The sequence below is a fragment of the Arthrobacter sp. H14 genome (genome assembly GCF_000520495.1).
Taxonomy (GTDB): Bacteria; Actinomycetota; Actinomycetes; order Actinomycetales; family Micrococcaceae; genus Arthrobacter_C.
In genome coordinates, this window is record NZ_KI914677.1 from 54,846 (window position 1) to 69,753 (window position 14,908).

The 14,908-nt window shown below is 59.2% G+C and carries 14 protein-coding genes and 1 other RNA gene; 14 read left to right on the top strand and 1 reads right to left on the bottom strand.

What is annotated here, in order from left to right; translation table 11 throughout:
• Positions 1 to 3,040 (bottom strand): FtsK/SpoIIIE domain-containing protein (locus Y707_RS27040; RefSeq protein WP_155853086.1); only part of this gene is annotated, 3,040 nt, incomplete at its 3' end.
• A 272-nt stretch (positions 3,041 to 3,312) separates the two neighbouring features.
• Between Y707_RS27040 and Y707_RS0117020 the strand changes: the two genes are divergently transcribed.
• The 14 genes from Y707_RS0117020 (at position 3,313) to ssrA (ending at position 14,642) form a co-directional block, all read left to right on the top strand.
• Positions 3,313 to 4,536, top strand: coding sequence for a TadA family conjugal transfer-associated ATPase (locus Y707_RS0117020; protein WP_026535964.1), 1,224 nt, complete (start codon positions 3,313 to 3,315; stop codon positions 4,534 to 4,536).
• A complete protein-coding gene (locus Y707_RS0117025; protein ID WP_026535965.1) occupies positions 4,536 to 5,390 on the top strand; it encodes a type II secretion system F family protein in 855 nt (284 codons plus the stop codon). The genes Y707_RS0117020 and Y707_RS0117025 overlap by 1 nt, the downstream gene beginning before the upstream one ends.
• Positions 5,387 to 6,328 (top strand): type II secretion system F family protein, encoded by a 942-nt coding sequence (locus tag Y707_RS0117030; protein ID WP_026535966.1) that lies wholly within the window; start codon positions 5,387 to 5,389, stop codon positions 6,326 to 6,328. The genes Y707_RS0117025 and Y707_RS0117030 overlap by 4 nt, the downstream gene beginning before the upstream one ends.
• 264 nt (positions 6,329 to 6,592) lie before the next feature.
• A complete protein-coding gene (locus Y707_RS0117040) occupies positions 6,593 to 6,982 on the top strand; it encodes a TadE/TadG family type IV pilus assembly protein (protein WP_026535968.1) in 390 nt (129 codons plus the stop codon).
• 91 nt (positions 6,983 to 7,073) lie between these two features.
• Entirely contained in the window at positions 7,074 to 7,466 is a 393-nt protein-coding gene (locus tag Y707_RS0117045; RefSeq protein ID WP_253905227.1) for a hypothetical protein, read from the top strand.
• A 74-nt stretch (positions 7,467 to 7,540) separates the two neighbouring features.
• The gene (locus Y707_RS0117050; RefSeq protein WP_051442141.1) at positions 7,541 to 7,951 is read left to right on the top strand and encodes a hypothetical protein; all 411 of its coding nucleotides are present in this window, start codon (positions 7,541 to 7,543) and stop codon (positions 7,949 to 7,951) included.
• Between the two features lie 93 nt (positions 7,952 to 8,044).
• Complete coding sequence (gene prfB, locus Y707_RS0117055) at positions 8,045 to 9,160, top strand: peptide chain release factor 2 (RefSeq protein ID WP_026535971.1); 1,116 nt, start codon at positions 8,045 to 8,047, stop codon at positions 9,158 to 9,160.
• A gap of 14 nt (positions 9,161 to 9,174) precedes the next feature.
• Entirely contained in the window at positions 9,175 to 9,942 is a 768-nt protein-coding gene (locus Y707_RS0117060; protein ID WP_026535972.1) for a 3-hydroxybutyrate dehydrogenase, read from the top strand.
• A gap of 141 nt (positions 9,943 to 10,083) precedes the next feature.
• Complete coding sequence (gene ftsE, locus Y707_RS27050) at positions 10,084 to 10,785, top strand: cell division ATP-binding protein FtsE (protein WP_035782291.1); 702 nt, start codon at positions 10,084 to 10,086, stop codon at positions 10,783 to 10,785.
• Entirely contained in the window at positions 10,782 to 11,699 is a 918-nt protein-coding gene (gene ftsX, locus Y707_RS0117070; protein ID WP_026535973.1) for a permease-like cell division protein FtsX, read from the top strand. The genes ftsE and ftsX overlap by 4 nt, the downstream gene beginning before the upstream one ends.
• A 112-nt stretch (positions 11,700 to 11,811) precedes the next feature.
• Positions 11,812 to 13,209 (top strand): M23 family metallopeptidase, encoded by a 1,398-nt coding sequence (locus Y707_RS0117075; protein ID WP_253905228.1) that lies wholly within the window; start codon positions 11,812 to 11,814, stop codon positions 13,207 to 13,209.
• A 129-nt stretch (positions 13,210 to 13,338) separates the two neighbouring features.
• A complete protein-coding gene (gene smpB / locus Y707_RS0117080) occupies positions 13,339 to 13,809 on the top strand; it encodes an SsrA-binding protein SmpB (RefSeq protein WP_026535975.1) in 471 nt (156 codons plus the stop codon).
• Positions 13,810 to 13,818: 9 nt separating this feature from the next.
• Positions 13,819 to 14,181 (top strand): hypothetical protein, encoded by a 363-nt coding sequence (locus tag Y707_RS0117085; protein WP_026535976.1) that lies wholly within the window; start codon positions 13,819 to 13,821, stop codon positions 14,179 to 14,181.
• A gap of 91 nt (positions 14,182 to 14,272) precedes the next feature.
• Positions 14,273 to 14,642: a transfer-messenger RNA gene (gene ssrA / locus Y707_RS30090) on the top strand.
• The last annotated feature ends 266 nt before the right edge of the window (positions 14,643 to 14,908 follow it).

A 14,908-nucleotide genomic window follows, 5' to 3' on the forward strand; every position in this document is an offset into this window, starting at 1 on the left:
GCGAGGCAAGCCGTTCTAAGTGCGCCTCCGCCAACAGCTCAATGACGCGTACGGCCCGCCGGATTTCATCTGCGCCAACGTACGCGCCGACATGGCAATCACGGTTTAATCCGGGAAGAGTTCCATCTCCATCCAAAATGTACATGTGCGTTCGGCGAACGTCGCGGCGCAGCAACTGCCTGACGATGTGTCGAATTGAGCTGTTGAGCCCACTCCGCGGTGCGCCCAATAGAGCCAGATGGGAGTGCTCCTCCGGCGCCCATATCAAGCGTTTCTGCTGTTGAACTGATGGGAGGTCGAGCAAACCAAGCAAAATAGGTTCCTTGTCAACATCAGGAGCTTCCGGATGATTTGCTCGTGTGCCCAGCCAAGGAGCTACTTCGTCGAGCCGTTCCGGCAAGGGATCGGTGATAGGACTCCGCGCTGGTGGACCGCCATGCTCGTACCAAGCCGCCGAGACGGCGGTAATGTAACCTTTCAGGGCATCCGAACGACTGTCAATATCAGGTGGTATTTCTTCCACAAGGGATTCCGCCTCCAATGAATGCTGCAACGTCGTAATGGTGGCAGGGCCGCTTGTCCCGCCGATTCGAGGTGTGATCTCCGACGTTGATGCCGATTGGAACTGCTCGGGAGATTCACCGCCCCGCTTAAGATAGGCACGGCCAGGCACCTTCACACTGATTCCAGCCGCCACTGAAGAATCAATGACGTCTTGTGATTCCATCGCGGATTGGACTCGAAGGGCGATGCTTGTCGTTACATTTGCCCGTATGTCCGCCGACACCGCACCCTGTGGTCGTTGTGTGGCCATGACGAGATGCAGCCCCAAGGAGCGTCCAAGTGTTGCGATTCGCAGCAGCTCATCCATGGCATCGGGAACTTCTTCCAGCAGCATTCGGTACTCGTCTATAACCACGACCAAATGGGCCAGCTCTTCCAGACCCTTCGTCCTGAGCTTCCTATACGAGGCAAGATCCGCTGCCTCCGCTTGAGCAAACAGGAGCTCCCGGCGGCGAACTTCAGCATGGAGGGAGTCCATGGCACGGCCAACGGCTTCCGCGGATAGGTCGGTCAGCATTCCAACAGTGTGCGGCAGGCTCCGCAACGGACCCAGACCAGACCCTCCTTTGAAGTCGACGAATAGAAAGTTCAGCTTCGAGGGAGAGTGGTGCATGGCCAGAGATAAGACAATGGTCCTGAGGAGCTCCGACTTGCCTGATCCTGTAGTTCCTGCGATAAGAAGGTGCGGTCCATCCTGTTGGAGGTCTATCGCCATGGGCGCGGAGGGTGTGACGCCGATCGGCGCTTGCAGTTGAGCGGCATCCGCGTTCGCCCCGTCCCAGGAATTCCGGATGCCGTCAACATTAGCGTCGATAATTCCGTTTAACGGCGCTTTTACCGGCATCTTGCGGATAGTTGTCCCCGTCGGGGGACTATACGCCAGCAACCGGGCGCGTGCCCGGCAATATCTGTCAAAGTTTGGTTCGCTGACCATGTCCGGAACAAGCGCCAACTGCTCGTGCCCGATGCGATATACCGCGCTCTCCCGCGATAGCGTCAGGGTTGGCATATCTTCTCGGAAAACCTTGTCGCCGTACCAAATCACGTTCAGTCGGCCGGCAGCGGTCATTTGCCGGATAGTGTCCTCCTCCTTTGACGTAATTCCGCTCTGTTGACCAATAAACAGGACGGGCGGTAGTCCTTCCTCATCCCGAAGGACGGAAACCGCTTCGGGGGCCCTAAGAATCAGCTGGACGCCTGGAAGAAATCTAGCGCTGAGTGGAAAAGCTGACAATGGTCCACAAAACATCAAGCGTTGATAGTGGCCGGTGGCCTGGAAAATCTGCATCGACAATGAACGGATCATTGCGGACACTTGATCGTCCGCTCCGGCAATAGCAAATTGCCCAACCATGGATAGATTCAAGGCGACGGGCATCGCAGGCAAAACGGGAGGCACGAACCCCTTCCCCGGTGGATCAAGGCGTAGATTCGCAGGCTGTGCTGCCGTTCCCAACCGTATCCAGCGGCTGGTGTCGGCAGACTGATCAACCTCGTTGACTTCACGCTCTGTTGGGCACCCCATACGAGAAACGGCAGCGGCGCTCTCGAGGGTCTGTCGTATGGTGTCGGCGAGAAAGGGCGTAGCGGCGAGCCTCCGGTCTCTGTCGGCAATTCGAGCAGCTTCGAGGTCTTTTTTGAACTTGGCGCGGCGGCCGCGTCCGCTGAAGACGGGCAGCAACATCGTGACGGCCGAAACTGCACTGAATGCGAGAAATATCCACATGCCGGTGATCAGGGCGAGACCCACGCCAATCACCACCGGCAGCAGCGCAGTCAGCATAATGGTTCCCCGACGCTGCGGCGGTGCATCGCGGGAGATCACCAGCGGCTCTGAAGGATCAAGGTGCATTTGGGGCAGAGATTTTGATTCGTCGCTGAAGCGCAGCGAACATCTTGAAGACCCCATCTGCATGATCGAGTCGGTGGTGACCGGTGCCGTTGTGATTCGGGCTTGGTCCACAAATGATCCATTTGCCGAACGACAATCCTTCAGCTGGACTCTTGCCGCCTCCACCGTCAACTGTGCATGGTGACGGGAGAGTTGGGGGTCAGCAATGTTGATGTTATGGCCTACGCGGCCAATGGAATACGCTCCCCGTCTCAGTACTTTGAGTTCTCCCGAATCAGGTCCTGACAAGACGGAGAAGACGAGGTCCTGGTTAAAGCGATGGCGACGGACAGGGACGGAACCGTCATGGGGAGTTGCCACGATTACGACACCATCAACGAGCGGTGGTTCCCCCACCTGCAGCTTCCCGAGATCTCTGCCCTCCACCCAGAAGCGCGTCGGAGCGGGAGTTTCGAGTTCGAGCTGGGTGACGATCGCGGATCCGGGCCCAGCTTCAATTTTCAGCGCTAATTCCACTGGATTGTTGGGGAGCTGAGCGAGAAGGCGAGATCGGTGCTGGGGCTGGCATTCGTAATCGTCCCAGGAGAGACCAGGGGCCGCGACCACTGTGACATAGAGCCGCATCGGATTCCTTCCACTCGGGTTGTCTGCAGACTACGTAAGAGGAGTACTACTTACGACGACGGACAACTGGCCTGTGGATAACGGCAGGCAGTATGTGGCAAATGGTGCGTATGTGACGAATTGTCCACAGGTGCTGTACGTGAGGTGGACCACTGGGAGTTTTAACAATAGTGTTCGAAGGCAGAAAGCCTCACTGTCCCGCCAATAACGGTACAGCCACCAACAAACGCAGAGCCGACAGGCCAACATGTGCCCGGACGGGGGGATCGACCATGGATGCAGTGCGGATCGTCGAGGATGAAGTCCGCGAACTCATTCGGCGTAGAGGGCTGGACCCATCTACAGAGTCGTACGAGATTCATCGTCTGGTGGAAGCGGCCGTTAGCGACTACGGAGAACGTTCACTGCTGGGGTCGCTGCCCCCACTCGGACATGTTGAACATGCGCGGAAACATGTCTACGACGCTGTGGCGGGATTCGGGCCGCTTCAACCCCTTCTTGATGATCCGACGGTCGAAGAAGTGTGGCTGAATGCCCCGAGCGAGATATATGTAGCAAGGGGAGGCGAGAGCGAACTCACGTCGCTGTCACTGACGGAGCAGCAGGTGCGGGACCTGGTTGAGCGAATGCTAAAAACTTCCGGCCGGCGCCTTGATCTGTCCTCACCTTTTGTTGATGCTGCCCTCCCCGATGGTTCCCGGCTGCATGTAGTCATCCCGGACATCACGCGTCGGCACTGGGCGGTTAATATCCGAAAGTTTATAGCCCGTGCCACCCGCCTCGAACACCTCGTCGAGCTCGGAACCATCAGTCCGCAGGTGGCACGGTTCCTTGGTGCCGCTGTAGCGAGTGGGCTTAACATTCTCGTTTCCGGCGCTACCCAAGCCGGTAAGACGACCATGCTGAACTGCCTTGGCGCCGGCATCGGCTCCCGGGAACGTGTGATCACGGTTGAGGAGATTTTTGAATTACAACTTCCCCTGCGTGACGTTGTCGGTTTGCAGTGCCGCCAGCCAAATCTGGAGGGACATGGTGATATCCCCCTTCGCCGACTCGTTAAGGAGGCGTTGCGGATGAGGCCGGACCGTTTAATAGTCGGGGAGGTGCGGGAAGCGGAAAGCTTGGACATGCTTATCGCCCTCAACTCTGGATTGCCTGGGATGTGCAGCGTGCACGCGAACAGCGCACGCGACGCGGTGACCAAGATTTGCACTCTGCCGTTACTGGCAGGGGATAACATTTCATCTGACTTCGTGGTTCCCACTGTGGCGTCTTGCATTGATTTGGTGGTGCACTGTTCCCGGGCAGCAAATGGCCAACGTGAAGTCACGGAAGTGTTGTCCCTCGGACGGAGGGTCGAGAACGGGATTATTGAGTCTTCCCTTGTGTTCCATCGGATAGACGGTGTTTTGATTGCAAACCCCTCGGCAATGCCGCCGGCGGAGAAATTCTCCCGCACCGGCTACAACGTCGCTGAGCTGCTGGACGAGCGCTGATGGTGGCGGCTGTTGGTTTACTGGGCGGAATCGGACTGTTTCTCATTTGGTGGTCGCTGTGGGATAGTCCGGTGCACCAAAAGCGTTCGAATCGACCAAGCAGAATAGAGGAATTGCTCAAGCGTGCGGGCATTGAGAAGGTGTCAGTGTCCGGGCTCATCCTAAGCTGTGTAGGCACTGGGCTATTCGTAACTCTCGTGTTTTTTGTGTTGACAGGTTCGCTGCCTATTTCCTGCTGTTTCGGCTTATTCGGCGGTTGGGCTCCGATGGCTTTGGTCAAATGGCGCGCGGGACGGCGGTCTGCTGCGCTTCGTGAACTGTGGCCAGATGTCGTGGACCATCTTCGCTCTGCCATTCGGGCAGGGCTATCCCTGCCAGAGGCGCTGATCCAGCTTTCGCAGAAAGGCCCCTACGAACTGCGGTCTGCCTTTGCTGAATTCGGGGCCGACTATCGTTCCGGAGGACAGTTCGATGACGCGCTGAGCCGGTTGAAGGCGCGCTTGGCGGACCCAGTTGCCGATCGCATAATTGAAGCGCTGCGTTTGACTCGCGAGGTTGGCGGTTCGGATCTTGGAAAGCTGCTGGGCACGCTGGCCGAATTCCTTCGAGACAATGCACGTACCCGCAGTGAGCTCGAAGCAAGACAATCGTGGACAGTCAATGCCGCCAGACTGGCTATTGCTGCCCCTTGGATCGTATTGATGCTGCTTGCTACCAGGCCGGAAGCGATTTCGGCGTATAACACCACAAATGGCGCCCTGGTCCTTCTCGGTGGCCTTGTTATCTCCTTGATCTGCTACCGGGTCATGCTGCGAATCGGCGCACTTCCGACAGATACGAGGGTCTTACGATGACTCCACTGATGTCGCTCGCTGTTGTTTGTGGAGCCGGGTTGGGGGCCGGGCTGTGGCTTGCGCTGTTACGGCTTCCGGTCATGCGGCGAAGGCGATTTGTCGACCGGATCGCGCCACAGTTGAAATCCGTTGACGTTCAATCCCGCCTGTTGCAGAGCCCCCGAGCCAACCAGACGCCATTTGGTGCCTTGGAAAGAATCCTTAAACCGGTCGTACACGATGTGATGATCTGGCTTAGCAGGTTCAATCCGGGGAGCAGCCAATTGGCCGGACGCCTCGTACGTGCGGGTAAACAGGAGAGCCCGCTGGATTTTCGAGCCCAACAACTCATTTGGGGTGGAGCGGGCCTTGCCTTCGGCATCGGCGGTTCAGTCATGGCGGCCTCTGTTGGCAATTTTGAACCGGTGTTGGCCGCCATTATCTGCTTCGGTCTTGCAGCCGGTGGGTATCTGATGCGGGACTATGTCCTATCGATCCAAATCAAGCGCAGGGAAACCAGGATGTTGGCAGAATTCCCAAGCTTGGCCGAGTTAATGGCGCTTGCTGTCGGCGCAGGGGAGAGCGCTGCAGGAGCTCTGGAACGTGTGTGCCGCAGCTCGCAGGGAGAATTGTCCGATGAATTCGCACTGGTGCTCGCGTCGACCCGCTCCGGAACACCACTGGCCGCAGCACTGCAGGACTTTTCCAATCAGACCCAGTTGGCTCCACTGGCGCGTTTCGTGGATGGAATTACTGTTGCAATTGAGCGTGGAACGCCGCTCGCCGATGTGCTGAGAGCACAGGCGCAGGACGTACGGGACATGGCCAAGCGCGATTTGATGGAGTCGGCCGGTCGAAAAGAGATTGGCATGATGGTTCCGCTGGTATTCGGCGTTCTGCCATTGACAGTTATCTTCGCGGTATATCCGGGACTGGCCGCAATCAACTTAGGTTTGTAATACCAGCAGAAAGGACAAGAAATGATAAAAGACAAGTTAGTCTCCGTTCTTCGCCACATGGTCCAGATGGTTGAGATTTTCCGATTAGCTACCATGAGCCGGTTCGCGACCGCGACAGATGTAAGAGACAACGAGCGGGGTGATGTTCCGGGATGGGTGATGATCACCTTAATGTCCGCCGTGCTGGTAGCTGGACTTCTGGCGCTCGCGGGTCCTGCACTTGAAGGTCTGTTTCAATCGGCTATGAATCAAGTCCGACAGTAAATGGCACAATCGGCAAAAACTCGACGGGAACAGGGCTCGGCAGCCGTGGATTTCGTTCTCGTTGGTAGTTTGCTGACGGTCGTATTCATGGCCGTAATCCAGCTGGCGCTCGTACTGCATGTACGGAATACCTTAATAGATGCGGCGGCCTCAGGTGCGAGGTACGGCGCTCTTGCGGATAGGGAAGCAACGGACGCGCAACGGCGTACCGAATCTTTGATTTCCATGGCACTGAGCGACGCTTACGCGCAAAACGTCTTGGTGGACCAAGTCTCATACATGGGCGTTCCTACTGTGGAGGTGACCGTGACTGCTCCACTGCCCGTCATAGGCCTGGTCGGACCAGGCGGAGTCATAGAGGTATCCGGCCATGCCGCCAGAACGAGCTAGATTCCTGTCGCACCGCTTGTCGTGTTCGTGGCGGCTCAAGCGGGTAATGCGGAAATTGGCCACTGGCGAGGAGTCTGAGAATGGCAGCGCAGTGGTTGAGTTCATTTTTCTCGGCACTCTTTTACTGATTCCGGTCGTCTACCTGGTGCTGGCCGTCGGCAGTCTGCAGGGCGGTTCCTACGCCAGTGTTGGTGCGGCACATCAGGCGGCGAAGGTTTTCGTCAGCTCCGACTCTCCTGGAAACGGCAAATTGCGTGCAGAACGGGCAGCCATGCTTGCCGTCACTGATCATGGCTTTGATCCTTCCTCGGTAAGTATGGATATTGTTTGCAACGGAGAAAAGTGTCTTGAACCCGGCTCAATGGTGACGGTCCACATATCAGTGGAGGTGCCACTGCCGCTCATACCGAGCATGCCTGCTCTGGATCTTTCCGCGGCTACTGTCAGCGCGAGCGCCACGGAGATTGTGGAGCGGTTCGGATGATGCGAGTACTTCGGTTACGGACTTGCCCACTCTTGCGGCGTTCATGCAACCCTGAGGACGACCAAGGGCAGATCATGGTTCTGATCATCGGATACGTTGTCCTTTCTCTACTGGTGGTAACAGTTGTCATGGCTGTCTCATCGGTTTACATCGGGGACAAGCGGCTGCTCGCAGTGGCCGACAGTGCCGCGGTTGCGGCGGCGGACACGTTCTCGCTGGGCCAGGTCAAGATGACTGAAGGTGCGCCCGTAACTATCTTGAATGATCAAGCGGTCAACAACGCCGTCGCGTCGTACCTGAACAGAACAGCTGCGGCAGAACGCTTCAACGACCTTGCCGTTGATCCGGCCACGGGTACAGCCGATAGCCGTACCGCTCACGTCGTCCTGACCGCCGTCGTCCATCCGCCCATAGTGAATGTGCTGGTTCCGGACGGTATTCCCATCGCTGTAGTCAGTGATGCCCGCTCCGAACTTCAGCGGTAGCGCCGGTGTTGAACTTCAGCGTGGAACGTCGGAAATGGGGCAAGGCGACACCGGGGGCCGGCCCATACAGCAATAGCGTAGGCTTGAAACACCATGGCTGAGATCGACTTTCCCGCAGAAATCCGCGCCCTCCGCGCTAAATTCAACTCCATCGAGCAGGTCTCTGATGTAGAGACTGTCAAGGCGGATATCGCCGAGCTCGAGGAACAGGCCGTTGCCCCCGATCTCTGGGATGATCAGGCGCAGGCTCAGTACGTGACCTCCAGACTCTCCCACCGACAGGGTGAACTCGACCGCCTGAAAGAACTCCAGTCCCGCATCGACGACATGGAAGTACTGGTCGGGTTGGCTCATTCCGAGGGAGACCCGGACTCCCTGACTGAAGCCGAAAACGAGCTGAAGGAACTGCAGAAGGCGCTGGAAGACCTGGAGGTCGTCACCCTGCTGGCCGGAGAATACGACGAGCGCGAGGCCGTCGTGTCCATCCGCTCCGGTGCCGGCGGTGTGGACGCCGCGGACTTCGCCGAGATGCTGCTGCGGATGTACATGCGCTGGGCGGAACGCAGGGGGTATCCCGTCCAAGTGCTCGATACCTCCTATGCCGAAGAGGCCGGCCTGAAGTCAGCCACCTTCGAGGTCAAGGGGCCCTACGCCTTCGGAACCCTCTCCGTCGAAGCCGGCACGCATCGCTTGGTCCGGATCAGCCCCTTCGACAACCAGGGCCGCCGGCAGACCTCCTTCGCCGCGGTGGAGGTTATTCCGCTGATCGCCCCGACCGACCACATTGAGATCCCCGAGTCGGACATCCGCGTTGACGTGTTCCGCTCCTCCGGCCCCGGTGGACAATCTGTGAACACAACGGATTCGGCCGTGCGGCTCACCCACTTGCCCACCGGCGTCGTCGTCTCCATGCAAAACGAGAAGTCCCAGATCCAGAACCGTGCCGCTGCCATGCGGGTGCTGCAGTCCAGGCTGCTCCTGCTCAAGCAGGAGGAGGAAAACGCGGAAAAGAAGGCGCTCGCCGGAGACGTGAAAGCGTCCTGGGGCGACCAGATGCGCTCCTACGTGCTCCATCCGTACCAAATGGTCAAGGACCTGCGCACCAACCACGAGGTGGGAAACACCTCCTCCGTGCTGGACGGGGAAATCGACGGTTTTATCGATGCCGGTATTCGCTGGCGGGCCGAGCAGCGCCAAACGGCAGAGTAGCCCAAGGAGAAACAGTGACCGAAGCAGGCAGGACCGAACAGAAACTGACCGGACGGACAGCATTGGTCACGGGAGGTGCCAGCGGCATCGGTGCTGCCTGTGCGCGGGCATTGGCCACGCAAGGCGCCAAGGTCACCATTGCCGACGTCGACGGGGACGCGGCTGCTGCCTTGGCGGATGAGGTCTCCGGAGTAAGTTGGCAGGTGGATCTCAGCGACACGGAGGCTCTGGAAAACCTGAGCCTCGACACCGACATTCTGATTAACAACGCCGGCATTCAGCGCGTCAGCCCGATTGAAGAATTTGTCCCGGATGACTTCCGGCTGATGCTGAAACTCATGCTGGAAGCGCCGTTCCTGCTGATCCGCGCTGCTCTACCGCACATGTATGCCAACGGTTTCGGCCGGATCATCAATATCTCCTCCGTGCACGGCATCCGCGCCTCGGCCTACAAATCCGCCTACGTTGCCGCCAAGCACGGGCTGGAGGGGCTGTCCAAGGTCACAGCGCTGGAAGGCGGGGCGCACTCCGTCACGAGTAATTGCGTCAATCCCGGCTATGTACGTACTCCATTGGTCGAAAAGCAGGTCGCCGATCAGGCGCGTCTGCACGGCATCGACGAAGACGAAGTGCTGGCGAAGGTCATGCTCACGGAAAGTGCGGTCAAACGGCTGACCGAACCGGAGGAAGTCGCTTCTCTGGTGCTCTGGCTGGCCGGAAATGACGCCGGAATGGTGACCGGCGCTTCCTACACAATGGACGGCGGCTGGAGCTCGCGCTGAACCGGTTGGCCGCTTGAGCTGACGACACGCCGCCCCTGATGCCGCCGGTCGTCCGATTGGCATGGCTATAGTCGAGGGGCCGGAGGTCTCTTCCCCCAAGCACGCCCCATCGCCGGCTTTAACACGGGGCACAAAGTAGCCATGATCCGATTCGATAATGTCACCAAGGTTTACGACCAGAAGTCCCGGCCTGCGCTCGACTCTGTCAGCGTGGAAGTGGACCGTGGCGAATTTGTCTTCCTTGTGGGCGCATCCGGTTCGGGCAAATCCACGTTCATCCGCCTCGTGCTCAAGGAGGACCGGGCCAGCCGTGGTGCTGTCCACGTCGCCGGCCGCAACGTAGCCAACATCTCCAGCTGGCGCGTGCCCAAACTGCGCCGCGGAATTGGCGTGGTGTTTCAGGACTTCCGGCTGCTGCCCAACAAGACCGTCTTCGCCAATGTCGCTTTCGCCATGCAGGTTATCGGCAGGAGTCGTGCCATTATCCGCGAAACGGTCCCCGAGGTACTCAGGACCGTCGGCCTGGAAGGCAAGGACCATCGGATGCCGCATGAGCTTTCCGGCGGTGAGCAGCAGCGTGTGGCGATCGCCCGCGCCGTCGTCAATAAGCCGGGAATCCTCCTTGCAGATGAGCCGACTGGAAACCTGGATCCCACGACATCGTTGGGAATCATGAAGGTGCTGGACCGGATCAACCAAAACGGCACCACCGTGGTGATGGCAACCCACGACGACGATATTGTTGACGGGATGCGCAAGCGCGTCATCGAGCTGTCCGAAGGTGTCGTCATCCGCGACGAAGCGCAGGGTATCTATGCCGGCGCGGCCGGCGCGGTCCAATGAGGCTGGCCTTCGTTCTCGGGGAAATCGGCTCCGGGCTGCGGCGCAACCTGTCCATGCTCGTATCGGTCATCCTGGTCACCTTCGTTTCGCTGACCTTTGTCGGCGCGGCGGGGCTGTTGCAGATGCAGATCTCGCAGATGAAGGGGTTTTGGTACGACAAGGTCCAGGTTGCAGTCTTCCTCTGTGTCGACAGTTCCTCCACGCCCAGTTGCGCCGCCGGGCCGGTCACGGACACGCAGCGCGAAAACATCCGCTCACTGCTGGGCTCGCCAACCGTGGACCCGTACATCGCCGGTGACCCTATTTACGAGTCGCAGGAAGAAGCGCTGGGCCACTTCAAGGACCAGTTCGCCAACTCACCGATCGTCGATTCGGTCACGGCCGGACAGTTGCCCGAATCCTTCCGGGTGAACTTGGAGGATCCGCAGAAGTACGAGGTGATCAACGAGATTTTCTCCTCGGTTCCCGGCGTAGAAGTCGTGATCGACCAGCGGGAGTTGCTGGAGCAGATATTCTCCGTGATGAACGTGGCCTCACTGATCGCTATCGGAGTCGCTGGCGTCATGATCGTCTGCGCGGTTCTGCTGATCGCGACCACCATCCGGTTGTCCGCCTTCAGCCGACGGCGCGAAACCGGAATCATGCGTTTGGTGGGCGCTTCGAAAATGGTGATCCAGTTGCCCTTTGTGCTCGAGGGAGTGATCGCCGCCGTCATTGGCGCTGTCCTCGCTTCCGTCACGCTTTGGGCGGTGTCGCACTTCTTCATCGGCGAATGGCTCGCCCAGCAATACCCCGATACTGCGTTCATCTCCGCCACGCAGGCCGTCATTCTGGCACCGGGACTAATTCTGCTCGGCGTGGTGCTGGCCGGGCTCTCCTCCATGCTGACTCTCCGCCGTTACCTGAAGGTTTGAGTCGATGCGCAACGGAAAGAACTCTCACATGCGAACACCCGAGTCCCCTGGGAAGGTCCGCAAACCCGGACCAGTCAAATGTAAGGCGGCAGTAAGTTCGACCGCTGCGGCCATGCTGATCCTGACTTTGATGGCGGGAGCGGCGCCCGCAGGAGCCGGCCAGCTTGAGGACCGGAAAGCCGAGTTGGAACAGCGGATCAATAAGGTTCAGCAGTCGCTGGAGCACCTCGACTCGGACATCGTCGAAACCGTTGCTCAGTTGCAGCAATACGAGGACCGGCTCCCGGGAGCGATGGACCGGCTGGCCAGGGCGGAGGACAACGTGGCCGCCGCCACCCGGGAAGTTGAGGCACTGGCGGCCAGGGTCGAATTGGCCGAACAGACCAAGGCGAAGATTAACGAGCAGCTCGAATTGGACAAGGCTGAGATCTCCAAGACCAAGGAGCTGATCGGCCAGATTGCGACGGCCGCCTATAAGAGTGGTGGCGTACCTTCCAACGTCAGCCTGTTCTTCAGTTCCGACGGCGGCAATCTTGCCGACTCGATGGGCATGGCTGACCAGGCACTGCGAAGCCAGACGGCGGTGCTGGACCGGCTGGCTCAGCAGCATGCCACCAATGTGAACGCGGAAGTCCGGTTAGCCGACGTCGAAGCCGAGATTAAGGATCTGAAGGAGAAAGCGGACGCGGCCCTGGCCAGGGAGAAAGAGGCGCGGGACAAAGCCGCCGCTGAGAAGGAGAAGGTCGACACGCTGATAGCGGAGACGACCGCACTGTCGGAAAAGCTTGAGGCGCAGAAACCGAAGGTTAAGGCCAAGCTGAGCCAGATCGAGCAGGAGCACGAGCAGGTTCAGGCCGATATTGCCGAGAAGCAACGGCAGGAACGGCTGGCCTGGGAGCGTGAACAGGAGCGCATCCGGAAGGCCCAGGAGAAGGCCGCCGCTGAGGCGGCAGCGGCGGCGGAAGCGCAGCGGCAGGCACGGATTGAAGCCGAACGGCGTGCGGCAGCAGAGGCAAACCGTCCGGCCCCGCCACCACCACCGCCTGCCCCAGCACCTGCACCGCCGGCACCACCACAGGCTCCCTCCGGTTTCGGCCTGCGGCTGCCAGTCGGTGCCGGCATTCCAATGACCTCCGGGTTCGGCTGGCGCGAGACTCCGGCCGGGACCATAGACTTCCTGGGCGAGGGTGGCTACATGCACACCGGCCTCGATTTCGGGACTCCCTGTGGCACTCCGGTCTACGCCCCGGCGAGCGGCGAGGTCTGGTATGCCGATGGTGCAGTCCCGTCGGGAGGCAATCGCGTTGTCCTCACTCATGGTGTCGTCGGCGGTGACGCTCTGAGCACCATTTACTACCACCTGACCCGGTCAGTGGTTTCGCCCGGCCAGTCCGTCTCGAAGGGGCAGATAATCGCCTATGCGGGCACCACCGGCAACTCACAGGGCTGCCATCTGCACTTCGAAACCATCGTCAACGGCGAGCCAGTCAATCCGATGTCGGTGCTGTAGTAGTTCCTGGCGCCCGAGGGCGCAGGTGTGGGCGTGGGCGGGGACGGAGGACAAAACCCCCGCAGGCTGAAATCCCTCCGGGTGCTGTCGTAGACTGGATGTCCAGCCCTCAGACTAAGGAGTTTCACCGTGCCCAAAGAAAGTGGCCGGAAGGTAGTGGCCACCAACCGAAAGGCCCGGCACAACTATCACATACTGGATACCTATGAAGCGGGCCTCGTGCTGATGGGTACCGAAGTGAAGTCGCTGCGTGAGGGACGTGCTTCCCTGATCGACGGGTTCGGCTCGCTGACCGGCGACGAAATGTGGCTGGAGCACGTCTATATCCCGGAGTACCTCAATGGTTCCTGGACCAATCACAGTGCCCGCCGCCGTCGTAAATTGTTGTTGCACCGCGAAGAGATCGAGAAAATTGCCCAGAAGACGCGGGAATCAGGATTCACGATTGTGCCCCTGCAGCTCTATTTCCTGGACGGACGGGCGAAGGTCGAAATCGCCGTCGGGAAGGGTAAACGCGACTACGACAAGCGTCAGGCGCTGCGTGAACAACAGGACAACCGTGAGGCACAGCGTGCCATGCGCGAAAAGAACCTGGGCTGACCGGCCGCTGTGACGGAAGTTTTCTGGGATGAACAAACCGGTCCTGACGAAGAAGAGGTTCGCTACAAGCGCCCGTGGTGGGTGATTGCCACCGCCGTGATCGACTGGATTATCGTGCTGACCATTGTCCCGGCCGGCCTGATGGTGCTGTTTCCGTTCTTCTTCCTGTTCTACGTGATGCTCGCCCAGTGGATGGTGTTCATCTCTCCACTGCTTGTTGCCGCCAATGTGTTGACGTTCCTCTGGGCACTGCGGCGAAGGCAGGCTGGAATGGTGACGCTCGCCATCGTGTCTATCTTCGCCACGCTGGCTTCGTTCCTGGTCGTGCTGGCATGGCAGGCCCAGATCGTAGTTTTCGGCATTGGTTTTTAGCTGCGGGAATGTACGACGGCGGTCGTGCGTTATGATGGGTGTCCGGCATTCGTCGGGCAACAGCCGGGAATCCGGTTTGGTAACTGAATATGGGGATGACTGGTTTCGACGATGGTAGTCGCGACAGGGGAAGCGGGCCGAGGATGCAGGGCTATCTCGTTAACGCTCTCTGCAAAAAAATAACTGCTGATTCTAAACAGCACGACTTCGCTCTCGCTGCCTAAGCAGCGGGCATAGTCCGTCAGACCGGGTACGCTCTCGACCCGGATCCTGGCGTCATTTAGAGGGCCACTGCTGGTAACCCGCGCCGTCGGGGTTGCCGGGACTTTTAGACGGCTGGGCCCGGATCAGCCACTTGTTTGCATGATAGCTGGGGCCGAGAAAATCCGACGCAAACTGCGCCCGGAGAAGACCTGACAACACGACATCGGACGGGGGTTCAATTCCCCCCATCTCCACGTTTTTTATGGCAACAGGCCGGCACATTTTTGTGCCGGCCTGTTCTCGTTAACCACGCTGGGGACGGCGGGAAAAAGCGGCACCTGCTGATGATGGCGCTCGTCGTCGTCGGACTGCACATAATCGGATGGGGTACTTTTGCCTTGGCCGTCCTACCCGGCTCCTACCAGGTTGTCAGGTCCCAGGTTTTCCACCACCAAGGTAAACGCCGACTCGGGCCGGGCTTGTGCCATCATGAACTTATGATCAGCCGTTCGATCACCCTATC